This is a genomic window from Mycolicibacterium parafortuitum (assembly GCF_010725485.1).
Taxonomy (GTDB): domain Bacteria; phylum Actinomycetota; class Actinomycetes; order Mycobacteriales; family Mycobacteriaceae; genus Mycobacterium.
Window position 1 is genome coordinate 3094243 of record NZ_AP022598.1, and the last position, 22158, is coordinate 3116400.

Genomic DNA, 22158 nt, shown 5'->3' on the forward strand with positions numbered 1-22158 from the left:
CGGAAAAGCGACATCGTCATCGCGGCGGCCGGCTCGGCTACGACGGTGTCTGCACACTGGAGATCACCAGCTGCAGATAAGGGCGGTAGAGGTCTTCGCCGTCGATGTGACTGTCCAGCGTGACACCGTCGTTGGCGGCCAGCACGATGCGTGCCAGCATCTCCGGCTCCATGCTGAGCGTTCCCCCGATGCGGGCCACGTTCTTGCTGATGAATTCCCCGAGGGCGCGTACGGTTTCGCGTCGCTGGGCGGCAACGCTTTCTCGCGCCTCCGGATTGCGCAACAGATACAGCGTGAGTTCGTACCCCAGCGCGGCCCGGTCGGCTCCGCTGCTCAGCTGGCGCCACCGTTGCGCGAGCTCGTCGACATCGACGTCGCTGAGGCGGTGGAAGGACATCATGACCTCGGCGAACCCGTCGAGAAAACGCTGCCGCTGACGGTCCACGACGGCGAGGAACAACTTCTCCTTGGCGCCGAACTGGGAGTAGATGGCCCCCCGCGTGAATCCCGCGGCGTCGGCGATCTCCTCGAGAGCGGCACCGGTCAACCCCTTACGGGCAAAGACCTCCTCGGCGGCGTCCAACAGGACCTGCCGGGTGTGCTCGGAGCGGCGTTCCTTGGTCCAGCGTTCAGCCACGGACATATTCTCCCACCCGGGTCGGTAATCGTGACGCCCCGCCGTCCGCGGCGGTCGACAGCGGCGTGCCGTCGGCCGTCCAGAATTGCTCGTCGAGCGCGGACTGCGGGAGGCCGGCGCGGATCAGCGCCCGCGCCTTGAATGCCCGAGCGGCGGCACTGAGCCGGTACCTGACCGGTTCTATCGCCGCGTCGGAGTCCTCCGGGTGGTCATCAGCCCAGTGGAGCCGGGTGTCCTCGGTCTGCGGGCTGGTCGTGGGGGCGTGGTCGAATCGCGACACCACCGCGCGGAAATCGCCGCGCCTGGGCGCTGCGGACTCCGACGACCCCGGCGACTGGGCGCGCACGCCGAGGATCGCCAACGCTTCGGTGTGAGCGACGTCGTCGGTGGTGACGACGACTTGCCAGCCAGCGCGACAGCAATCGAACATCAGGCCGCCCGCGTACCGGATCGCCTCCCCGACATCGTCGGTGATCACGTCGAGGTGATAGCCCATGTTCCCCTCCTCTGCGAGATGACCGCCAATGTGACGCCCACCACTTTATACATTGTTGTATCTGCGATACATCAGTGCATATAGTGAGTCCTGTCACATCCGCGGCACCTGGTACGCGACATCACTGCGACGTGGGTCGTCGCCGGTGGTCGACGTTGACAGAGGAGGACTTCCCTTGATGCCTTTAACTCGCCCAGGAGATTGGCTGGACCCCGATTCGGGCCTCGGCCTCAGCCTTGACGACGTCCCGCCGGGGACGTTCAACATGACGATTCCGACGGACCGGTACACCTGTCCGGAGTACGCGGCGCGGGAGCGCGAGGCGATCTGGTCGCGTACCTGGCAGATCGTCGGGAGAGTCGAGGACCTGCCGAAGCCCGGCGACTGGAAGAAGTACGACATCCTGGATCAGTCCTTCCTCGTCGTGCGCGGCAAGGACGAAGTGCTGCGTGGCTTCGTCAATGCGTGCCGGCATCGCGGAAATGCGCTGTGCATCACCGAAACCGGGAATGCCAAGCGTGGCTTCCTGTGTCAGTACCATCTGTGGTCCTACGACCTGGAGGGCAAGCTCAAGGGGCTGCTGCGCGAGAATCTTGCCGGCCCGATCGACAAGGCCGACAACTCGTTGCTGCCGGTATCGGTCGACACGTTCGCCGGTTTCATCTTCCTCAATCCCGATCCGGATGCAGTGCCGTTGCGCGACTACCTCGGCGAGGAGGTCGTCAGTCTGCTCGAGCCGTACAACGTCGAGCAGTTCACCACCGTCATGGACGTCACCGAGGCCATCGAGTGCAACTGGAAGGTCGTGATGGATGCCTTCGAAGAGGGCTATCACATCAACGGCATCCACCCGCAGCTGCTGCAGGTGCTGCACATCAACCCGAAGACCGCGCGGTACCGGTTCTTCGAAAGTCACAGTGTGGCAATGGCTCCGTTCGAGGTCGTGGGCGCCGACGTGCAGGATGAAGTGGCCGGTATTCTCGCGCTGCCAGAGACCTTCCCCGGTACCGTCGCGGTGATCCCGCGCTTCCAGGAGTTGATCGCGCGGTACCAGGATGCGGATGGCAAAGTAGACTTCCCAGAGGGGATGACGGCCCGCTTCCTGCTTCAGCAGGCGACGCGGGAAGTGCTGACAGGCATGGGACTCGACGTCAGCGGTCTGACCGACAGCCAGATGGTCGACAACCAGGGCTGGGTGTTGTTCCCCAACTACTTCATGACCGTGCGTGCCGGTGAATGTCACGTCATCATGTCGCGGCCGCATCCGAGTGGAGACCCCAACCGCTGCATCTGGCACGTGGCCAGCTACATGTACGTGCCCGAAGAGTTCCGCGATGCCGTGCGCGCCGAGGCGATCGTGGTCGATACTCCGGGCAGTCACAAATACTTCGAAGCGCTGCAACAGGACTACGAACAGATGCCGCGCCAGCAGAAGGGTCTGCGTAACGATCGCCTCGACCACATGTCGCTGGTCAAGGAGGAAGTCGTGATTGCGCACTACCACTCGGTGGTCGACCGGTACATGGCCGCGACGGGGGTCAAGGCATGACCGCGATCGACGACGTCATCGGTGAGAAGACGGGCCGCGCCCGAGCGGTTCTGGAATACAGCCAGACGATGCACCGGTTGGTCAAAGAGGCCAAGCAGCCCGGCTTCTCGGCCGAGAGTTGGGCCCCGCTGGCCGAGCTGATCGCCGTGGAGGACTTCGTCCGCGTCGGCCCGTTCAAGGAGGTGATGAACTGGGCCGAGTACGTCGAGTTCCTGACCAACTGGGCGAAATCCTCGGACTGGGACTGCTCGTTCAAACGGATCAGTGAGGCAGGCGACACCGTCTTCCTCGAACTCGAAGAGCGAAGCCAGATCGGTGATTTCAGCAGTGTGGTCAACAGCGCGTCGGTCTACGACTTCGACGCGTCCGGCAAGATCACCTACGTCGCGGTGTACCTGCAGATGCAGCTACCGGACTCGGCGCCGATCCCCAGCTTCGACGGCGCGGGGCAGGCGGAGTGACCGAGCAGTTGACGCCGGCTGACCTCGACACCGTTGATTTCTTCACCGACGACGAGTTGCTGCACGACCCGTATGACTACCTCGCGGCGCTGCGCAACGAGTGCCCCGTACGCCGGGAGACACACCACGACGTCGTGATGATCACCGGCTACGAGGAAGCTGTCGCGGTCTACAACGACAACGAGCGGTTCTCGTCGTGCACCGCGGTCACCGGACCGTTTCCGGGCTTCCCCGTTCCCCTTGAGGGCGACGATGTTTCGGAGATCATTGCGCAGCACCGGGACAAGCTCCCGTTCAACGACCAGCTGCCGACCCTGGACCCGCCGCTGCACACCGATCACCGCGCACTGTTGTCGCGAATGATCACGCCCAAGCGCCTCAAGGAGAACGAGGAGTTCATGTGGCGGTTGGCCGACCGCCAGTTCGACGAGGCACTTGCCGAGGGGCGGTGCGAGTTCGTCGGCGACTTCGGTAACCCGTTCGCCATGCTCGTCATCGCCGACCTGCTGGGGGTTCCCGAATCCGACCACGCCGACTTCAAAGACCGGCTCCTGAACTCCACGGGCACCATCGGCAGCAGTGGCGGCGACACCATGCACCACTCGCCACTGGAGTATCTGTACGGGAAGTTCACCGACTACATCACCGATCGTCGGGAGCACCCTCGCGACGACGTGCTGACCGGTCTGGCGACGGCGCTGTTTCCCGACGGCCGGACCCCACCGGTGCTCGATGTCGTCTGCGTGGCCGCCAACCTGTTCGCGGCAGGTCAGGAGACCACCGTCCGGCTGCTCAGCACCGCGGTGATGATGATCGCGGAAGATCCTGCGCTGCAGGCGAAGCTACGCGCCGACCGCAGCCTCATCCCCGGGTTCGTCGAGGAGGCCCTGCGGTTCGAAAGTCCGATCCGCGGCGACTTCCGGTTGTCCAAGGTTCCTGTCAGCGTCGGCGGCGTAGAGCTGCCGGCAGGGACAACGGTGATGCTGAACAATGCGGCGGCCAACCGGGATCCGCGCCGGTTCACCGATCCCGACACCTTCGACCTGCACCGGTCGAATGCCCGCCAGCACATCGCCTTCGGCCGCGGACCGCACAGCTGTCCCGGTGCTCCACTTGCCCGGGCGGAGGCGAAGGTCAGCATCAACCGGCTCCTGGACCGGACCTCCGATATCCGCATCGACGAGGACAAGCACGGGCCCGCCGATGACCGCCGCTACAAGTACCTGCCGACGTTCATCCTGCGCGGGCTGACCCGCCTGCACATCGAATTCTCTTAGGCGTCCGACACGATGCCGTTCGAAGACACCACCGCCATCGTCACCGGAGGCGCCGCCGGGCTGGGCCTGGCCATCACCGAGGCACTCGCCGCACGCGGCGCCAAAGTCGCGATCTTCGACATCGCCGTAGACGAGATCACCGCGCAGGTCGATCGGTTGCGCGCCGACGGCGCAAAGGTCGCGGGCTATGTCGTCGACGTCTCAAGCCGGGAGGCGGTCGAGCAGGCCGTCGCCGACGTCCGTGCCGATCTCGGTCCGGTGCTGATGCTGATCAACAACGCCGGTATCGAGCAGTTCGGCAAGTTCTCCGAGATCACCGACGAGCTGTGGGCCCGCGTGATGGCGGTCAATCTGCGGGGACCGTTCATCTGTACCCAGGCGGTGTTGCCCGACATGCGCGAGGCGCAGTGGGGCCGCATCGTGAACATCTCGTCGTCGAGCGCCCAGGGCGGGCAGTCCAGGATGGCCGCCTACGTCAGCTCCAAGGCCGGCGTGATCGGCCTGACGAAGAGCCTCGCGCTGGAACTCGGCCCCAAAGGCATCACGGTCAACACGATTCCACCCGGCATGGTGGTCACTCCGATGCTCGAAAAGGCCATCGAGGAAGGCCGATTCACCGCAGCGCTGGAGCATTTCGCCAAGATCACACCGGTCCGCCGAGCCGGCCGACCGGAGGACATCGCCAACGCGGCGATCTTCCTGTGTCAGGACGAATCCTCATACATCACCGGGCAGGTCATCCCCGTCAACGGAGGGCGTCGGACATGAGCACACCCGAGAGCACCGAGCCACTGCTCGCGCCGCTGACTGCCGATGAGTGGGGCGATGACGAGTACGCCGCGTTCGGTGCACTGATGGGCCTGCCGGGGGAGAAGGTCCCGCGGGCCGGTTCGGGGCACGCCGCAGACCCGCTCAAGTTCGACATCATCGGTCTGCTGGCCCGCCATCCGAAGATGGCCCGCAAATTCCTGGCGTTCAACGGCTGGCTACTGCAGCGTGGCGAATTGCCATTGCGGCTGAGGGAATTGGCGATCCTGCGGGTCGCTCACACCCGGCGATCCGCGTTCTTCTGGGGCGAGCACACCAAGGTCGCCGCCGAAGGCGGTGTGCCCGAGGCTGACATCGCGCTCATCGCCGGGGGTAACGAGGGTTTCCCCGGTGCTGATCGATTGGTGCTGGAGGCGACCGACGAACTGCTCGCGGACGGGCACGCCGGAGCAACGACGTGGGAGCGGCTGAGCGAGGAGCTCGGCACCCACCAGGCGATGGAGCTCATCTTCGTCGTCGGCACCTACGCGATGTTGGCGATGGCGTTCGACACGTGGCGGCTTGCCCCGCCCGCGGGCAGCGCCGTTCTTCCCGAACGGGTCACGGAAGAAAGCGATATCGAGGTATGACGACGACGGAGACCGAGACCGGGGTGTTGGCTGGTGATGAGCGGATGCTCATCGACGGGGAGTTGCAGTTGACCGGCAGTGGTGCGGCTTTCGAGGGTGCATCCGGCCGGTGACAGGTGGGCGGGGTGGCCACTGATGGCCCGGTGGAGGACATGGCGCCCGCGCGGTGGGGGCGGCACGGCGTGCGTTCGACGAGACGGACTGGTCGCGGGATCCGGATTCCGGTATCACTGCGTGACCCAGCTGCACGAGGCGTCGGAGCGTAACAAGGATCCGCTTCACCGAGGTCGACGCGGCGCTATCGCCGCCCGGCAGTGGCTCGCGCAGCGCTGCGGGGAGCGCTGAGTCATGCGCCCCGACGCACCGGCCCGAGCCGTTCGGCGATCCGCTCCACCATGTCCTCGACCTCCCCGAGTCGGGTCTGCACCCGCTCGGGGGCCCACGCCAGCGCGATCTCGGCCGGCGCCCAGGTGGTCTCGTCGATCGGGATCAGCTTGAACTCAGGCGGGGAGAAGATCTTGCCGATGAACGAGTCCGGCGCATAGCTGACGACGGCGACCAGGTGGCGGTTGAACACCTGGGTCGCCATCTCGACCTCGCCGCCGCGCTGGTTGGTGGTGCGGACGATGCGATGGATGCCGCGGCGGTTGAGCATACGGGTCAGCCCGGCCAGCACCACCGGGTTCGGCCGAGCGAAGTCGATGGCCACGTCGCGGTCGCGCAGCTCCTCGATGCTCACCAGATCGCGGGAGGCCAGTGGGTCGTCGAAGCGCACCGCGATCCCGCCCTGATAGCTGGCGACCACCCGGTGGCGCAGTCGCTTGTCCCCGGACGGCAGATGGATCAAGCCGATCTCGGCCTGTCCGGCGATGAGTTTCGCGGTGACCTCGGCTGCCGAACCCGGCACCGAGAACTCCGTCGGCACCGGCAGGCCGGAGATCGCGGTCTCCAGTTCGGCCAGCAGATCCGACGGCGCGTAGGCGGTCGCGCTGACCCGGATCGGGACCAGCCCACTCACCCCGCGCGCCGCGGCGGCCTTGAAGTCCTCGACCTGACGCAGGATCTCCCGTGCCGGGCCGACCAACTGCTGACCCAGCGGGCTGAGCCGAACCTCGTGGTAGCCGCGTTCGAACAGCGGCCCGCCGAGCTCCTTCTCCAGCAGTTTGATCTGCTTGCTCAGCGGCGGCGGCGTGATCATCAACTTGTCGGCGGCGCGTTTGAAGTGCAGCTCGTCTGCGACAGCGACGAAGTACTTGAGCCTGGTGAAGTCGATGTCCATTCCTGCCGCATCCGCATCGGGTGGCCTCTGCCACCCCGATGCTACGAGATCGGGTCCTGTGCCCCGATCACGTCGGCGCGGGCGCCTGCAGGGACGGGTTCTCCAGCACCCCGCGCTCAAGCAGCTGGGCGACCTCCGCGTCACCGAGCCCGAGCAGCTCGGCGGCGATCTCGGCGGTCTGTTCACCGAGCAGCGGCGCCTGTCCCAGCGGTGGGTCGGGCACGTGATCGCAGTGGATCTGCACGTTCTCCATCATGAACGGCTCGGTGCCGTGCGGATGCAGCTCCTCCCGGAACGCGCGGCGCTGCTCGTAGTAGCCCCACCGCGGGATCTCGTGGGCGTGCAGCACCGCACCGGCGGGCACGCCGGCGGCCTGCAGTTCGGCCATCGCATCCAGATGCGAGCGCTGGGCGGTCCAGGCGTGCACCGCGTCGTCGAGCGAGCCCACTTCGTCGGCGGAGTGACCCACCACCTCGGCGAGGGCGCGCCGATCGGCATCGTCACGTGCGGTGATCGCGACCCAGCAGTCCTCGCCGGCGGCCCGGTAGAGACCCCACGGTGTGTCCGCGACCGCCGCGCCGGCGCCGGCATTGCCGGCGCGCTGCAGTGCGTCGGCGGCGATGTCGGCGGCCAGATGGCTGAGCATGACCTCGGCCTGGGAGATGCTCGCCGCGCCGCCCTCGCCGGTGCGTTCGCGGCGCAACAGCAGCGCCAGCGCCGACAGCGTCCCGATCCGTGCGGCCACATGGTCGGGGTAGACGGTGACGGTGTCGCAGAACGTGTCTGGTTCACCCGGATAGGTCCACAGGTTCGTGAAGCCCACCGCGGCGCGCACCAGAGGGCCGTAGCCGAGCCGCTTCGCCCATGGACCGGTCGGGCCGAACGCGGAGCTGTCGATCACCACGATGTTCGGGTTGATGCGGCGCAGCGTCGCGTAGTCCATCCCGAGCGATTCGGCGACGCCCGGTTTGTAGTTGGTCAGCACCACATCCGACTGCGCCACCAGGCGGTGCGCGAGTTCGCGTCCCTCCTCCAGGCGCAGATCGATGCCGATGGAGCGCTTGTTGCGGTGGCCCGCGGCGAACGGCTGCGTCATCGCGGTCGGACGCCCGATCCGCAGACCGTCCATGTGCGCGGAATGCTCGATCTTGACCACGTCGGCGCCGAGATCACCGAAAAGCCTTGCGGTGTCGGCGCCGACGACGATCACGCCGAGGTCCAGGACGCGGATGCCCTCCAGCGGCAGCCCCTGTCCCTGCCGCGGCCTGCCCGCGAGCAGCGGTGCCCCCGACGGACGGGCCGACACGGTCTGCGGCGTGTTCAGTGAACTGGCGCGGTGGCCGTCGATCTCGCTGACGCCCACCGGGATCGGGGCCACCACACCCGGGGCCAACTCCGCATCGTGGAAGAACCCGCGGGCGGTGAAGTGTTCGGCGTTGAGCGCCTCCGAGAGCGTGAGCACCGCCGCGGCGGGAACGCCGTGGGCCTGGCACCGGGCCTCCAGTTCCGCCCGCGTCTTGTCGGCGCAGAACGCCTCGATCGCTTCGAGCAGATGGGGGGACCGGAACCGCTTCCCGAGCTTGTCGTAGGACGGATCCGCGAACTCCTCCGGGCAGCCCATCAACGTGAACATGCCCTGCCACTGCCGCTTCGACAGGATGCAGATGCGGACGTAGCCGTCCTTGCAGGCGATGATCGGATAGCGCTGCTTCTCGGCATCCCAGTTCCGCGGCTGAGCGCTGACCGCGACACCGGCAGATGCGCTGCCCGCCGAACCGAATGGCGGATCGAGAGCCTGCATCGCACCGTCGAGAACGGCGAAATCGATCAGATCACCCTCGCCGGTACGCAACCGGTCCAGGAAGACGCTCAACGTCATCACCGCGGCCTGGGCGGCCGCCACCTGGTACGGCAGGTCCGCGGGCGGGATCAGCGGCTCGCGCCCGGGGATGCCCGACCGTGACAGTTCGCTCGAAAGGGCATGCAGCACAGGGCTGGTGGCCTGCCAGGTGCGGTACTCGGTATCCCGCCCGAAGTCGCTGAGCGACAGGATCACCAGTTCCGGGCGCTCGGCATGGATGGTGCGAACCGCAAGCGCTGCCTCGGCTTCCGAGCCGGGGCGGCTGCTCTCGATCAGGATGTCCGCACCGTCGAGCAGCCCGGAGAACGCCTCCCTGCCCTCCGGCGTGGACGGATCCACCTCCACGGCGGGCATGCCGTTGCGGTTGATCGCGGTCCCGATCGCGACGCCGCCGACGTACGGGCCGACCGTCGCGTCGTCGGTCACGCCGCGCAAGCGCGCGACCGTGACGTCGGCGCCCAGATCGGCGAACAGGCGGCTGACCGCCGTCATCGGACCGGTGCTCAGATCCAGGATGCGGACACCGGAAAGCGGTGGGTCGTAACTCATCTGGTCAGTTCTTCCTGATCTCGCGGAACGGGATGTCACGGTCTACCTCGGGTTCCTTGGGCAGGCCGAGGACGCGCTCGCCGATGATGTTGCGCTGGATCTGATCGGTGCCACCGCCGATCGAGGTGAAGAACGCGTTGAGCGTCAGGAAGTTCACCTCGTCGGCCTCGGCGTGGTCCGGCCCGGCCAGCAGCGCGTCGGCGCCGATGATGTCGGTCTTCAGCCGGGCCTCGGCGTGCAGGATGCCCGATGTCGCGAGCTTGCCCAGTGACATGACCGGGCTGGCGGTGCCCTGCTTGGCCTCGGCCTTGGCGCGGGCGTTGTTGAGGCTGTTGAGTTCCCGCAGCGCGAGCACCTCGGCCAATGATCTGCGGATCGCGGAATCGTTCAGCTTTCCGTGTGCACGGGCCATCTCGATGAGGCTGTTCCCGCGGGACTGCTTGCGGTGCAGGCTGGTTCCGGTACCCATGATCGAGCGCTCGTAGGCCAGGGCGGTCTGCAGCACCCGCCAGCCGTTGCCGACGCCGCCGACCACGTACGCGTCGGGCACCTTGGCATCGGTGATGAACACCTCGTTGAAGTGTGAGTCGCCGGTGATCTGCACCAGCGGGCGGACTTCGATGCCCGGCTGCTTCATCGGCACGATGAAGAAGGTGATGCCCTTGTGCTTGGGCACATCCCAGTCGGTGCGGGCGATCAGCAGCGCGTACTGCGAGGTGAGTGCGCCGGAGGTCCATACCTTCTGGCCGTTGATGATCCACTGGTCGCCGTCGCGGACCGCGGTGGTGCGCACACCGGCCAGATCCGATCCCGCGCCCGGCTCGCTGTAGAGCAGGCAGGTCCGGGACTTCTCGGTCAGGAACTCGTGCAGCAGATCGGCCTTGAGCTGTTCGGTGCCGAACGCGAGGGCGGTGTTGGCGGGGATGCTGAACCTGTCCTGGCACGCACCCGGTGCGCCGGCCGCGCGGAACTCCTCGGCGATCACCTTGGCCAGCTTGTTCGGGTAGGCCCGGCCGTACCACTGCCTCGGGAAGGTCGGCGCGCCGTAACCGGCCTCGACCACCTTGTCCAGCCACGCGATCCGCTCGGGGGAGCTGACCCAGGGGTCGTCGGACTTGGGCAGGGTGACACCGGACCAGTTCTGGGCCAGCCAGCCACGGACCTCGGCGCGCAGCTCCTCGGCGCTGGGCAAGGGCAGGTCGCTCGTCCTGTTCTCAGTCATGCTCATGCGCCTTTCGAGGTCAGGTAGCGCTCGCGGTGCAGCCCGGAGTCACCGAACAGTTGCAGGCCGGAGCGCGCCCGGCGGACGTACAGGTGGCAGGGGTGTTCCCAGGTGAATCCGATGCCGCCGTGCATCTGCACGGCAGCCAGGGTGGTCTTGACGTAGGCCTCGGCGCAGGCGAAGCCGGCCAGCGCCACGGCACCGTCGCGGACCTCGGCGTCGGTGTCCGCGTCGGCGAAGCGCGCCGCGGCGTTCTGCGCCGCGGAAGTGGCCGATTCGACTTCCAGCAGCAGGTCGGCGGCCATGTGCTTGAGCGCCTGGAAGCTGCCGATCGCCCGGCCGAACTGGAAGCGCGTCTTGAGGTAGTCGACCGTGATGTCGAAGATGCGCCGGGTGCCGCCGGCCTGCTCACCTGCCAGCGCGATCAGCGCGTAGTCCAAGGCCCGCGCAACGGCGTCCCAGCCCGCGGTGCCGAGGCGGCGTGCCGGTGTGTTCGTGAACGTGTACGTCGACAGCCGCACCGTCGGGTCGAAGACGGTGACCGCCGCGCGTTCGAAACCCGCTCCGTCCGTGGCCACTTCGAATACCCCGATGCCGTCACCGGTGCGGGCGACGACGAGCACGACGTCAGCCACCTGACCCCAGGTGACATAGTGCGCGGAGCCGGTGAGCGTGCCGTCCTCAGCGGCCCCCACGTCGACACCGTCGGCCGTCCAGGTGCCGGACTTGCCGGTCAGCGCCACCGTGCCGATCGCGGTGCCGTCGGCCAGCGAAGGCAGCAGCCGCTGCTTGTCCTCTGCCGTGCCCGCGGCGTTGATCAGTGCGACGGTCAGCACGGCGCTGGAGATGAACGGTGCGGGCAGCAGCGCGGCGCCGGTCTCCTCCGCGACCGCCTCGAGTTCCTGGGCGTCGAAGCCCAGTCCGCCGTGTTCGTCGTCGACGAGCATGCCCAGCACGCCCTGCTCGGCCAGCTGCCGCCACAGCTGCCGGTCGAAACCCTCGTCGGACTCCATCACCCGCCGCACGTCGGCTTCGGTGCACTTGTCGGCGAGCAACTCGCCGACCGCGGTGCGCAGTTCCGCCCGCTCGGCCACACTGATCGTCATTGTCGACATGCCTCCTCTGGCTTAACGCACCCATCGTTGGCTGGGGACGGCCGGCTGTAAATCACGAATCGGCACACCCACGGGTTTCCGGTTGCGACATCCCGCCCGTCAGTCCAGCGCGGTCGGCGTTGCCAGGCGGGTCGGCTCGGTGTGCCCGCGCAGCGTCACCATCTCACCGAGCGTCCACCGCTGTCGTTCGTCGTCGGTGGCGCGGTTCACGGTGTCGGAAGAGGCGACCAGGTGCCCGTCGATCTTCTTGGCCAGTTCGCACAGCCGCGCCGCCTCGTTGACCGGTTCGCCGATCACCGTGTACTCGAAGCGTTCCTTGGCCCCGACGTTGCCTGCGACCACCTGTCCGGCGGCGACCCCGATTCCCGCATCGCATTCGGGCACCTCGGCGCGCAGCCGGCGCGCCATCGCGCGGGCGGCGGCCAGCGCCTCGGCTTCGGGGTTGTCGAGCGCCACCGGGGCGCCGAACACGGCGAGTACCGCGTCGCCCTCGAACTTGTTCACCAGCCCGTGGTGGTTGTCGACCTCGTCGACCACGACGTCGAAGAACCGGTTGAGCAGCTCGACGACCTCCACCGCGGGCCTGCTGGTCACCAGCTTCGTGGAGCCGATGATGTCGATGAAGATGACCGCGGCGTGGCGTTCCTCCCCGCCGAGCTCGACCTGCTGCTGCTCGGCGAGCAGCGCGACATCACGCCCGACGTGGCGGCCGAACAGGTCGCGGACCCGCTCACGTTCGCGCAGCCCGTGCACCATCGAGTTGAACCCGCGCTGCAGCTCGCCGAGTTCGGTGCCGTCGAACACCACCAGGTTGCAGTCGAGTTGTCCTTCCTCGACCTGTTTGAGCGCCGACCGGACCACGCGAACCGGGGTCGCGATGAGCCAGGACAGCAGCCACATCAGGGTCAGGCCGAACAGCAGCGCGAACGACGCGATGATCATCACGGCCACCGCGAACTGGGTGGCGCTGAGGTTCTTCAACGACAGCGAGAACACCGCCAGCAGGAGGATCCCGAGAACGGGCACCCCGGAGCTGAGCAGCCAGACGGTCATCGTCCGGCCCATGACGCCGTGCGCCAGCCGGCGGGGCGGTCTGCCGGCCTCGAGTGCCTGGGCGGCGATGGGACGCAGCGCGAACTCGGTGATCATGTAGCACGCGGTGGCGACGACGATGCCGGGGAAACCGACCGCGAAGAGGAACCGGGGGATGAACGCGGAGTCGTGCAGGCCGTAGAGCACGGTCAAGAGCACCGCGCCGACGCCCCACAGCAGCAACAACTTCTGCGCGACGCGGGCCGGAGCGAGGAACACGTTGCGCTGGTCGGTGCTCGTCGGCTGACGTTCTTCGATGGCCCATCGCAGAGAGCGCACGGTCCGCGACGTGATCCAGGCCGTACCGAAGAACAGCGCGACCAGCATGTAGGCGGGCGTGACACCGAAGGTCAGCCAGGCCGGGGCGTCGGAGAACACGCTGGGGACCGGGATCGCGACCGTGTTCAGCAGCAGGGAGACCGCGATGCCGAGCATGTTGGTGAACAGGATGAAGAACGTCAGGATGATCTGGATCCGGATGCGCCGCCGGGCCTGGCTCTCCTCCGGCCTGCCCAGCAGCCAGGAGCCGTAGCCCGGCGTCTCCAACCGCCCGCTCTGGCGAGTCACTCTCTCAAGCACCCGGCCCAGCCGGTGCGGCACGCTCTTGGTGGCGGTCATCGTCACGCCAGCCTAGTGACACGTGCCCGGCCATCTATGGTGGTTCGGTGCGCCTTGTCATCGCCCAGTGCACTGTCGACTACGTCGGAAGACTCACCGCTCACCTGCCCTCGGCTCGACGGCTGTTGCTGTTCAAGGCCGACGGCTCGGTCAGCGTGCACGCCGACGACCGTGCCTACAAACCCCTGAACTGGATGTCCCCGCCGTGCTGGGTGGTCGAGCAGCCCGACGGCGACCACCCGATCTGGGTGGTGGAGAACAAGGCGGGGGAGCAGCTGCGCATCACCGTGGAGTCGATCGAACACGATTCGTCCCACGAGCTGGGGGTGGATCCCGGGCTGGTGAAGGACGGCGTGGAGGCCCATTTGCAGGCGCTGCTGGCCGAACACGTCGAACTGCTCGGCGCCGGCTACACGTTGGTGCGCCGCGAGTACATGACGCCGATCGGTCCGGTGGACCTGCTGTGCCGCGACGAGCAGGGGCGTTCGGTCGCCGTCGAGATCAAGCGGCGCGGCGAGATCGACGGTGTGGAGCAGCTGACCCGCTACCTGGAACTGCTCAACCGTGACTCGCTGCTGGCCCCGGTTGCGGGCGTATTCGCCGCCCAGCAGATCAAGCCGCAGGCCCGCACTCTCGCAACCGATCGCGGAATCCGGTGCGTCACACTCGATTACGACAAGATGCGCGGTATGGACAACGACGAGTTCCGCCTGTTCTGATGAAGAAGCGGCGTGCGGGGAGCAAGCGGACGCCGATCGCGGCTCCGCTGCCTGCGCCGCGGCGTATCGAGATCGGGTCTGACGGCTACGACTACGAGGTGCGGCCCGTCGCGGCGGCCAGGGCTACCAAGACCTACCGGTGTCCGGGATGCGACCACGAGATCAGACCGGCGACCGCGCATGTGGTGGTGTGGCCGGCCGACGGCGTCGGCGACGTCGAGGACCGCAGGCACTGGCACACGCCGTGCTGGACGCACCGGGACACCCGGGGTCCGACGCGTCGCTGGTCGTGAGTTAGTGGTCCGAATCCTGGGCAGGCTCGACGAGCTCGATCAGCACGCCGCCGCCGTCCTTGGGATGGATGAAGTTGATCCGCGAGTTGGCGGTGCCGCGCTTGGGGGCTTCGTAGAGCAGCCGCACACCCTGCTCGCGCAGGCGCTCGCTGAGGGTGTCGAGGTCGCTGGTGCGGTACGCGAGCTGCTGAAGACCGGGGCCACGCTTGTCGATGAACTTCGCGATCGTGGAGGTCTCGTCCAGCGGGGACATCAGCTGGATCTGTGCGCTGCCGACCGGGGCGCCGCGCACCGACAGCATGGCCTCGCGGACACCCTGCTCTTCGTTGATCTCTTCGTGCAGCACGATCATGCCGAGGTGGTCGTGATACCACTTGATCGCCGCGTCCAGATCCGGGACGGCGATGCCGACATGGTCGATGCCGGTCACAAGCGCGGTGGCCAGTACCGGACGGGCGTCAGTCTGCTCGGCGGTCATGAAGAAAACGTAACCTAACGACATCGGTTTCGAATAGCTCGGGGTCCACGTATAGCCTCTGTTCAGCCGTTCGAAACAAGTCTGGAGGTCGCCATGACGACATCAGTGATCGTTGCTGGAGCCCGTACGCCCGTTGGCAAGTTGTCGGGTTCGCTGAAGGGTTTCAAGGGCAGTGACCTCGGTGCCGTGGCGATCAAGGGCGCGCTGGAGAAGGCGAACGTTCCCGCCTCCGCCGTCGAGTACGTGATCATGGGCCAGGTGCTCTCGGCCGGGGCCGGGCAGATGCCCGCACGCCAGGCCGCGGTCGCCGCCGGGATCCCGTGGGACGTGGCGTCGCTGACCATCAACAAGATGTGCCTGTCCGGCATCGACGCGATCGCGCTGGCCGATCAGCTGATCCGGGCCGGGGAATTCGACGTGATCGTCGCCGGCGGCCAGGAGTCGATGACCCAGGCGCCGCACCTGCTGATGAACAGCCGCGCGGGCTACAAGTACGGCGACGTCACCGCGCTCGACCATCTGGCCTACGACGGCCTGCACGACGTGTTCACCGACCAGCCGATGGGCGCGCTCACCGAGCAGCGCAACGACGTCGACCAGTTCACCCGCGAGGAGCAGGACGCGTTGGCCGCCGAGTCGCACCAGAAGGCCGCGCGCGCCTGGAAGGACGGGGTGTTCGCCGACGAGGTCGTGCCGGTGAAGATCCCGCAGCGCAAGGGTGATCCGATCGAGTTCACCGAGGACGAGGGCATCCGCGCCGACACCACCGTCGAGTCGCTGGCCGGCCTGCGGCCCGCGTTCCGCAAGGACGGCACCATCACCGCCGGGTCCGCGTCGCAGATCTCCGACGGCGCGTGCGCCGTCGTCGTGATGAACAAGGCCAAGGCCGAGGAGCTGGGCCTGACCTGGCTGTGTGAGATCGGCGCCCACGGCGTGGTGGCCGGTCCGGACTCGACACTGCAGAGCCAGCCCGCCAACGCGATCAAGAAGGCCATCGCCAAGGAAGGCATCAGCGTCGACCAGCTCGACGTCATCGAGATCAACGAGGCGTTTGCGGCGGTGTCGCTGGCGTCGACGAAGGAGCTGGGCGTGGATCCGGCGAAGGTCAACGTCAACGGCGGGGCCATCGCCATCGGGCACCCGATCGGGATGTCCGGAGCCCGCATCACCCTGCACGCCGCGCTGGAGCTGGCGCGCAAGGGTTCGGGCTACGCGGTCGCCGCGCTGTGCGGCGCCGGCGGCCAGGGCGACGCGCTGGTGCTCCGCAGGCCCTGAGCGCCCGGTTCGTCAACGACGCAATGTAGTAGCTGAGGTCCGCTTCGGGCACAATGGCGGCCATGACTAGCGCTTATGACCTCCGCACCGCGGCGGGATGGTTCCGGTTGATCGCGTTCGCCGAGGCGGTGAGCTGGGTCGGTCTGCTGCTGGGCATGTACTTCAAGTACCTGGGTTCCCCGCAGACCGAGATCGGTGTGAAGATCTTCGGCCCGCTGCACGGCGCCGTCTTCGTCGCGTTCGTCGCCGCCGCACTCGCCGTCGGCTACACCGTCCGATGGGGCGCGCTGACATGGTTGCTGGCGTTGCTGGCGAGCATCGTGCCACTCGGTAGTGTGATGTTCCTCATATGGGCTGATCGGACCGGTCGGATGGGCTCGCGGCCGGCGCCGGAGCGCATCGGCGGGACGGGCACTCCGGTACCGGAAACGACGTGACAGACTTGTCCTTGTGACACGTCCAGGACCACGAATCTCACCCGCTCTGGCCGGTGCGGTCGACCTGTCGGCCCTCAAACAGCGGCCCGCCCCGTCCGGCGAAGGCGCATCCGGCGCGACGCCCGGCGGAGTGGAGGTCACCGAAGCCAACCTCGAAGCCGAGGTGCTGGTCCGGTCCACCGAGGTGCCCGTCGTCGTGCTGCTCTGGTCGCCGCGCAGCGACGCCAGCATCCAGCTCGGTGAAGCACTGGGAGCGCTGGCCGCCGCCGACGGATCCACATGGGCCTTCGCGACGATCAACGTCGACACCACCCCGCGGGTTGCGCAGATGTTCGGTGTGCAGGCCGTGCCGACCGTGGTGGCGCTCGCCGCGGGCCGGCCGATCTCCAGCTTCGAGGGCATGCAGCCGCCGGACCAGCTTCGCCGCTGGATCGACTCGCTGTTGAACGCCGTCGCCGGCAAACTCGGCGGCCCGGGCGGCGACGCGCCGGAGGACGAGGTCGACCCGCGTGTCGAACAGGCCAGGTCGCTGCTCGACTCGGGCGACTTCGACGGCGCCCTCGCGGCCTACCAGGCGATCCTCGACGCCGAGCCGAACCACGACGAAGCCAAGGGGGCGGTGCGCCAGATCGCGTTCCTGCAGCGTGCGACGACCCATCCGCAGAACGCGGTCGCGCTCGCCGACGCCGCACCCGACGACATCGACGCCGCATTCGCCGCCGCCGACGTCGAGGTTTTGCAGCAGCAGATCGCACCCGCGTTCGCACGGCTCACGGCGTTGGTGAAGCGCACCGCCGGAGACGACCGCACCAGGGTGCGTACCCGGCTGATCGAGCTCTTCGAGTTGTTCGATCCTGCCGACCCCGAGGTGATCGCGGGGCGGCGCAACCTCGCCAACGCGCTGTACTGACGTCGGCGCGACCGGTCAGCGCGCCTGGGGCGGCTCGGGGATCTCGGGCTCGAACCACAGCGCCGACAGCGGCGGCAAGACCATCACCGCCGAGGCGGGCCTGCCGTGCCACGGCTCGTCGGTCGCCTCGACCGCGCCGTAGTTGCCGATACCCGACCCGTGATAGGTGTCGGAGTCGGTGTTGAGAACCTCGCGCCAGGTCCCGGCGTGCGGCAATCCCAGCCGGTAGCTGCTGTGTTCGGATCCCGAGAAGTTGAGCACGCACGCCAGCATCGAGCCGTCGTCGCCGAACCGGAGGAAGCTCAGCACGTTGTTGGCCGAGTCGTTGGCGTCGATCCACGAGTAACCCTCGGGTTGGGTGTCCCGCGACCACAGCGCCCGGCGGCTGCGGTAGATGGCGTTCGCGTCGGTCAGCATGCGCAGGATTCCGTCGGAGAAGCCCTGCTCGTCGAGCTGGTACCAGTCGACGCCGCGCTCCTCGGACCATTCGGCGCGTTGTCCGAACTCCTGGCCCATGAACAGCAGCTGCTTACCGGGATGGGCCCACTGATAGGCCAACAGGCTGCGGATGCCCGCGGCCTTCATGTGGTCGTTGCCCGGCATCCGGCCCCACAGCGTGCCCTTGCCGTGCACCACCTCGTCGTGACTGATGGGCAGCACGAAGTTCTCGCTGAACGCGTACAGCAGCGAGAACGTCATCTCGTGGTGGTGGTAGCTGCGGTGGATGGGGTCGCGCTTGATGAACTCCAGCGTGTCGTTCATCCAGCCCATGTTCCACTTCATCGAGAAGCCAAGGCCGCCAAGGTTTGTCGGGCGGGTGACGCCGGGCCAGGAGGTGGACTCCTCGGCGATCGTGACCACGCCGGGGTTGATCTTGTGCACGGTGGCGTTCATCTCCTGAAGGAACTGCACCGCCTCCAGGTTCTCGCGACCGCCGTAGATGTTCGGGGTCCAGCCGCCCTCCGGGCGTGAGTAGTCGAGATAGAGCATGGACGCCACGGCGTCCACCCGCAGGCCGTCGACGTGGTACTCCTGCAGCCAGTACAGCGCGTTGGCGACCAGGAAGTTCCGGACCTCGGCCCGGCCGAAGTCGAAGACATAGGTGCCCCAGTCCAGCTGCTCACCCCGTCGGGGGTCGCCGTGCTCATAGAGCGCGGTGCCGTCGAACCGGCCCAGCGCCCACGAGTCCTTCGGGAAGTGCGCGGGCACCCAGTCGACGATGACGCCGATCCCGGCACGGTGCAGCGCGTCGACCAGGTACCGGAACTCGTCGGGGGAGCCGAACCGCGCCGACGGCGCGTAGTACGACGTGACCTGGTAGCCCCACGAGCCGCCGAACGGATGCTCGGCCACCGGCAGCATCTCGACGTGGGTGAAGCCGTGTTCGACGAGGTATTCGGTGAGTTGCTCGGCGAGCTCGGTGTAGCTGAGCCCGGGCCGCCACGAACCCAGGTGCACCTCGTAGGTGCTCATCGGCTCGAACACGGGGTTGCGCAGTGCGCGCCCGCTCATCCACTCGGCGTCGTCCCAGGTGTAGCTGCTCTCGAACACCCGCGAGGCGGTCTGCGGCGGGATCTCGGTGGCGAAGGCCATCGGATCGGCGCGATCGGTGACCGCGCCGTCGGCGCCGTGCACCCGGAACTTGTAGAGGCCGTGCTCGGGAAAGCCGGGCCAGAACAACTCCCAGACGCCGGTGGACCCGAGCACCCGCATCTGCGCTTCGTTGCCCCAGTGGTTGAAATCGCCGGTGACGCTGACGCCCTTGGCATTCGGCGCCCATACGGCGAACGACACCCCGGTCACCTCACCGTCGGCGGTGGTGAACGTGCGCCGGTGCGCGCCCAGCACCTCCCAGAGCCGCTCGTGCCGGCCCTCGGAGAACAGGTGCAGATCGACCTCACCCAGGGTCGGCAAGAATCGGTAGGCGTCGGCCACGGTGTGCACGAACGCGGACTCGTCGTCGGAGTAGCGGATCTCGAACCGGTAGTCGATCAGGTTGGTGAACGGCACGGCGACCGCGAACAACCCGGCCTCGACGTGGCGCAGCGCGTACCGGTTGGCGCCGATGACCGCGACGACCGATACGGCGTGCGGCCGGTAGGCCCGGATGACGGTGTGGTCGCCGTACTCGTGCGCGCCGAGCACCGAGTGCGGGTCATGGTGTTCGCCGGCCAGCAGCCGGTTCAAGTCGGAGGTGTGCGGCCGCAGATGCGGGCTGTCGATCTGATTCTCCAGGTTGGACGCGTTGGTCATGTCGTCACTCCCTACGCAACAGGTTGGTTCGTTGGTCGGCCGGAACTTGCGGCATGTTCAGCACATGCGCCACCGCTCGGGCGGGGTCCAGGCGCACGTAATTGCTTTGCCCCCACTGGTATTCCTCACCGGTGATCTCGTCGCGCACCCAGAAGCGGTCCTGGGGTTCCATACCCAGCGCGCCCATGTCCAGCCACAGGATGCCCTCTTCGGCGCCGAACGGATTGATCGTCACCACCACCAGGACCTGATCGCCGGACGCCGGGTCGAACTTGCTGTAGGCCAGCAGAGCGTCGTTGTCGATGTGGTGGAACGTGATGGTGCGCATCTGTTGCAGCGCTGGGTGGACCCGACGGATCTCGTTCAGCCTTGTGATGAACGGCTCCAGCGACTCGCCGTCGGCGAGTGCGGCCTCGAAATCGCGGGGTCGCAGCTCGTACTTCTCCGAGTTCAGGTACTCCTCGCTGCCCTCGCGCACCGCGCGGTGCTCGAACAACTCGTACCCCGAGTACATCCCCCACGTGGGGCTCATCGTCGACGCCAGCACCGCCCGGATCGCGAACATTCCCGGCCCGCCGTGCTGCAGGCTCTCGTGCAGGATGTCGGGGGTGTTCACCCACAGGCTCTGCCTGCAGTAATCGGCGTGCTCGGCGATGGATCGACCGAACTCGACGAGTTCCCACTTGGCGGTGCGCCAGGTGAAGTACGTGTACGACTGCGTGTACCCGAGCTTGGCCAGCCCGAACAGCCGGGCGGGCCGGGTGAACGCCTCGGCCAGGAACAGCACGTCGGGATCGATGTTCTTGACCTCGGCGATCAGCCAGGCCCAGAAGTTCGGCGGCTTGGTGTGCGGGTTGTCGACACGAAAGACCTTGACGCCGTGGGACACCCAGAACTTGACGACGCGAAGCACTTCCTCGTACAAGCCCGCTGGGTCGTTGTCGAAGTTCAGCGGGTAGATGTCCTGGTACTTCTTCGGCGGGTTCTCCGCGTACGCGATGGTGCCGTCGGGCAGGACCGTGAACCACTCGGGATGCTCGCGCGCCCACGGATGGTCCGGGGCACACTGCAGCGCGAGGTCGAGGGCGATCTCCAGGCCCTCGTCGCGCGCGGCACTGACGAAGTCGTCGAAGTCCTCGATGGTGCCGAGATCGGGGTGCACCGCATCGTGGCCGCCCTCGTCGCTACCGATCGCCCACGGCGACCCGACGTCACCGGGGGCGGCGGTGACGCTGTTGTTGCGGCCCTTGCGGTGCACCTTGCCGATCGGATGGATCGGCGGCAGGTAGACGATGTCGAAGTTCATCCGCGCGATGCGCGGCAGCGCCTTGGTGGCGGTTTCAAACGTGCCGTGCACCGGGTTGCCCGCATGGTCCCAGCCGCCCGTGGACCGCGGGAAGATCTCGTACCAGGAGCTGAACCGGGCCAGCGGCCGGTCCACCCACACGCCGTACTGCGTCCCGCGGGTGACCAGCTCACGCAGCGGGAACCGGTCCAACAGCGCGGTCAGCTCGGGCGCCAGTGCGGCGCCTGCGCGGTAGAACGGGTCGCCGGGTTCGCGCAGCCGCGCGACGGCCTCGGCGAGCGGGTACCGGTCCTGGCGGGGGACCCCGGTGGCAGCGCGTTCCAGCAGTCGCGCCCCGATCAGCAGGTCGTTGTCGAGTTCGGCTTCGCTCTGCCCGGCGTCCAGCTTGGCGGTGACGTTCTTGCGCCAGGTGGCGATCGGGTCGCTCCAGCCGTCGACGCGGAAGGTCCACAGCCCGACCGCGTCGGGGGTGAACTGGCCGTGGAACACGTCTGGTGTGCGGCCCTGCGCCATCGGCAACGCGGTGGGTCTGCCCCGGTCGCGCGGGGTGACGACCTCCTGGATCGGGACAGCTTCGGGTGAGCGTGCCAGCCCCGGGGGATCGTCGGCCAACGCCGGATAGTCGGTGCCGTGGTAGCGCACCACCAGCGTGGCCGCCACCGCGTCATGGCCCTCGCGCCAGACCGTCGCACTGACCGGCAGAATCTCGCCGACCACGGCCTTGGCGGGGAAACGCCCGAGGGAAACCACGGGCTGGACGTCATCGATCTCGATACGACCGGCGGTCACTTGCGACTCTCCCTACCACTCGAACATGCTGCCCGGCGTCCACCGCGCGCGTCGTTTCTGGTCTCGTCTTCGGCCTCGATGTGCCCTGTCGCGCCTATACCCACCGTAGTGTCCGGCTCAACCTTCTGTCGGTCATCCGAGGCGG

At 67.5% G+C, this 22158-nt stretch carries 20 protein-coding genes and 1 pseudogene; 11 read left to right on the forward strand and 10 right to left on the reverse strand.

From position 1 onward, the window contains the following. Positions 1–37: 37 nt before the first annotated feature. Positions 38–637 (reverse strand): TetR/AcrR family transcriptional regulator, encoded by a 600-nt coding sequence (locus NTM_RS14920; protein WP_163766734.1) that lies wholly within the window; start codon positions 635–637, stop codon positions 38–40. Beyond that, on the reverse strand, positions 630–1133 hold the full coding sequence (locus NTM_RS14925) for a hypothetical protein (RefSeq protein WP_163766735.1): 504 nt from the start codon (positions 1131–1133) through the stop codon (positions 630–632). The genes NTM_RS14920 and NTM_RS14925 overlap by 8 nt, the downstream gene beginning before the upstream one ends. A gap of 178 nt (positions 1134–1311) precedes the next feature. Between NTM_RS14925 and NTM_RS14930 the strand changes: the two genes are divergently transcribed. From NTM_RS14930 to NTM_RS29130, 6 genes and pseudogenes are all read left to right on the forward strand, one after another. Beyond that, positions 1312–2682: an aromatic ring-hydroxylating oxygenase subunit alpha gene (locus tag NTM_RS14930; RefSeq protein ID WP_163769498.1), complete on the forward strand. Its 1371-nt coding sequence runs from the start codon at positions 1312–1314 to the stop codon at positions 2680–2682. Further along, entirely contained in the window at positions 2679–3143 is a 465-nt protein-coding gene (locus NTM_RS14935) for a hypothetical protein (protein ID WP_104865944.1), read from the forward strand. The genes NTM_RS14930 and NTM_RS14935 overlap by 4 nt, the downstream gene beginning before the upstream one ends. Further along, a complete protein-coding gene (locus tag NTM_RS14940) occupies positions 3140–4420 on the forward strand; it encodes a cytochrome P450 (protein ID WP_163766736.1) in 1281 nt (426 codons plus the stop codon). Before NTM_RS14935 ends, NTM_RS14940 begins: the two co-directional genes overlap by 4 nt. 12 nt (positions 4421–4432) lie before the next feature. Then, positions 4433–5188, forward strand: coding sequence for an SDR family NAD(P)-dependent oxidoreductase (locus tag NTM_RS14945; protein ID WP_163766737.1), 756 nt, complete (start codon positions 4433–4435; stop codon positions 5186–5188). Beyond that, positions 5185–5817, forward strand: a complete 633-nt coding sequence (locus NTM_RS14950) for a carboxymuconolactone decarboxylase family protein (RefSeq protein ID WP_163766738.1) — start codon at positions 5185–5187, stop codon at positions 5815–5817. The genes NTM_RS14945 and NTM_RS14950 overlap by 4 nt, the downstream gene beginning before the upstream one ends. Next, positions 5814–6102, forward strand: a pseudogene (locus NTM_RS29130) (aldehyde dehydrogenase); the annotation flags it as partial. The gene NTM_RS14950 and the pseudogene NTM_RS29130, both read left to right, overlap by 4 nt. A gap of 61 nt (positions 6103–6163) precedes the next feature. On the opposite strand, the gene NTM_RS14960 reads toward NTM_RS29130, so the two are convergent. From NTM_RS14960 to NTM_RS14980, 5 genes are all read right to left on the reverse strand, one after another. Continuing rightward, positions 6164–7096, reverse strand: coding sequence for a LysR family transcriptional regulator (locus NTM_RS14960; RefSeq protein WP_163766739.1), 933 nt, complete (start codon positions 7094–7096; stop codon positions 6164–6166). A 67-nt stretch (positions 7097–7163) separates the two neighbouring features. Then, a complete protein-coding gene (locus tag NTM_RS14965; RefSeq protein ID WP_163766740.1) occupies positions 7164–9506 on the reverse strand; it encodes a CaiB/BaiF CoA-transferase family protein in 2343 nt (780 codons plus the stop codon). Between the two features lie 4 nt (positions 9507–9510). Further along, the gene (locus NTM_RS14970) at positions 9511–10734 is read right to left on the reverse strand and encodes an acyl-CoA dehydrogenase family protein (protein WP_179963939.1); all 1224 of its coding nucleotides are present in this window, start codon (positions 10732–10734) and stop codon (positions 9511–9513) included. Beyond that, positions 10731–11834: an acyl-CoA dehydrogenase family protein gene (locus NTM_RS14975; protein ID WP_163766741.1), complete on the reverse strand. Its 1104-nt coding sequence runs from the start codon at positions 11832–11834 to the stop codon at positions 10731–10733. Before NTM_RS14975 ends, NTM_RS14970 begins: the two co-directional genes overlap by 4 nt. A gap of 108 nt (positions 11835–11942) precedes the next feature. Continuing rightward, positions 11943–13553, reverse strand: coding sequence for an adenylate/guanylate cyclase domain-containing protein (locus NTM_RS14980; RefSeq protein WP_163766742.1), 1611 nt, complete (start codon positions 13551–13553; stop codon positions 11943–11945). A 47-nt stretch (positions 13554–13600) separates the two neighbouring features. On the opposite strand from NTM_RS14980, the gene nucS reads away from it, so the two are divergent. Both nucS and NTM_RS14990 read left to right on the forward strand, forming a co-directional pair. Beyond that, positions 13601–14272, forward strand: a complete 672-nt coding sequence (nucS, locus tag NTM_RS14985) for an endonuclease NucS (RefSeq protein ID WP_104865936.1) — start codon at positions 13601–13603, stop codon at positions 14270–14272. After that, complete coding sequence (locus tag NTM_RS14990; protein WP_104865935.1) at positions 14272–14565, forward strand: Rv1322 family protein; 294 nt, start codon at positions 14272–14274, stop codon at positions 14563–14565. Before nucS ends, NTM_RS14990 begins: the two co-directional genes overlap by 1 nt. Before the next feature lies 1 nt (position 14566). On the opposite strand, the gene mce is transcribed toward NTM_RS14990, so the two are convergent. Continuing rightward, the gene (gene mce / locus NTM_RS14995; protein WP_104865934.1) at positions 14567–15043 is read right to left on the reverse strand and encodes a methylmalonyl-CoA epimerase; all 477 of its coding nucleotides are present in this window, start codon (positions 15041–15043) and stop codon (positions 14567–14569) included. A 93-nt stretch (positions 15044–15136) separates the two neighbouring features. On the opposite strand from mce, the gene NTM_RS15000 reads away from it, so the two are divergent. Genes NTM_RS15000 through NTM_RS15010 form a run of 3 tightly spaced genes read left to right on the forward strand, consistent with a single transcriptional unit; the run spans position 15137 to position 17665 of the window. Continuing rightward, positions 15137–16318 (forward strand): acetyl-CoA C-acetyltransferase, encoded by a 1182-nt coding sequence (locus NTM_RS15000; protein WP_163766743.1) that lies wholly within the window; start codon positions 15137–15139, stop codon positions 16316–16318. Between the two features lie 53 nt (positions 16319–16371). Beyond that, a complete protein-coding gene (locus NTM_RS15005) occupies positions 16372–16755 on the forward strand; it encodes a DUF3817 domain-containing protein (protein WP_179963940.1) in 384 nt (127 codons plus the stop codon). Between the two features lie 13 nt (positions 16756–16768). Further along, positions 16769–17665 carry a tetratricopeptide repeat protein gene (locus NTM_RS15010; protein ID WP_163766745.1) on the forward strand — a complete coding sequence of 299 codons (897 nt, stop codon included), beginning with the start codon at positions 16769–16771 and terminating at the stop codon, positions 17663–17665. Positions 17666–17680: 15 nt separating this feature from the next. Here NTM_RS15010 and glgB read toward each other — a convergent pair whose 3' ends face one another. Beyond that, positions 17681–19918: a 1,4-alpha-glucan branching protein GlgB gene (glgB, locus tag NTM_RS15015; protein WP_104865931.1), complete on the reverse strand. Its 2238-nt coding sequence runs from the start codon at positions 19916–19918 to the stop codon at positions 17681–17683. 4 nt (positions 19919–19922) lie between these two features. Then, entirely contained in the window at positions 19923–22013 is a 2091-nt protein-coding gene (locus NTM_RS15020; RefSeq protein ID WP_163766746.1) for an alpha-1,4-glucan--maltose-1-phosphate maltosyltransferase, read from the reverse strand. Between the last annotated feature and the right edge of the window lie 145 nt (positions 22014–22158).

Bases quoted from the DNA above. Each gene is read 5' to 3' on its own strand.
- NTM_RS14925 (WP_163766735.1), bottom strand. From the start codon at position 1,133: ATGGGCTATCACCTCGACGTGATCACCGACGATGTCGGGGAGGCGATC.
- NTM_RS14930 (WP_163769498.1), top strand. From the start codon at position 1,312: ATGCCTTTAACTCGCCCAGGAGATTGGCTGGACCCCGATTCGGGCCTC.
- NTM_RS14935 (WP_104865944.1), top strand. From the start codon at position 2,679: ATGACCGCGATCGACGACGTCATCGGTGAGAAGACGGGCCGCGCCCGA.
- NTM_RS14945 (WP_163766737.1), top strand. From the start codon at position 4,433: ATGCCGTTCGAAGACACCACCGCCATCGTCACCGGAGGCGCCGCCGGG.
- NTM_RS14950 (WP_163766738.1), top strand. From the start codon at position 5,185: ATGAGCACACCCGAGAGCACCGAGCCACTGCTCGCGCCGCTGACTGCC.
- NTM_RS14960 (WP_163766739.1), bottom strand. From the start codon at position 7,096: ATGGACATCGACTTCACCAGGCTCAAGTACTTCGTCGCTGTCGCAGAC.
- NTM_RS14965 (WP_163766740.1), bottom strand. From the start codon at position 9,506: ATGAGTTACGACCCACCGCTTTCCGGTGTCCGCATCCTGGATCTGAGC.
- NTM_RS14970 (WP_179963939.1), bottom strand. From the start codon at position 10,734: ATGAGCATGACTGAGAACAGGACGAGCGACCTGCCCTTGCCCAGCGCC.
- NTM_RS14975 (WP_163766741.1), bottom strand. From the start codon at position 11,834: ATGACGATCAGTGTGGCCGAGCGGGCGGAACTGCGCACCGCGGTCGGC.
- NTM_RS14980 (WP_163766742.1), bottom strand. From the start codon at position 13,553: ATGACCGCCACCAAGAGCGTGCCGCACCGGCTGGGCCGGGTGCTTGAG.
- NTM_RS14990 (WP_104865935.1), top strand. From the start codon at position 14,272: ATGAAGAAGCGGCGTGCGGGGAGCAAGCGGACGCCGATCGCGGCTCCG.
- mce (WP_104865934.1), bottom strand. From the start codon at position 15,043: ATGACCGCCGAGCAGACTGACGCCCGTCCGGTACTGGCCACCGCGCTT.
- NTM_RS15000 (WP_163766743.1), top strand. From the start codon at position 15,137: ATGACGACATCAGTGATCGTTGCTGGAGCCCGTACGCCCGTTGGCAAG.
- NTM_RS15005 (WP_179963940.1), top strand. From the start codon at position 16,372: ATGGCGGCCATGACTAGCGCTTATGACCTCCGCACCGCGGCGGGATGG.
- glgB (WP_104865931.1), bottom strand. From the start codon at position 19,918: ATGACCAACGCGTCCAACCTGGAGAATCAGATCGACAGCCCGCATCTG.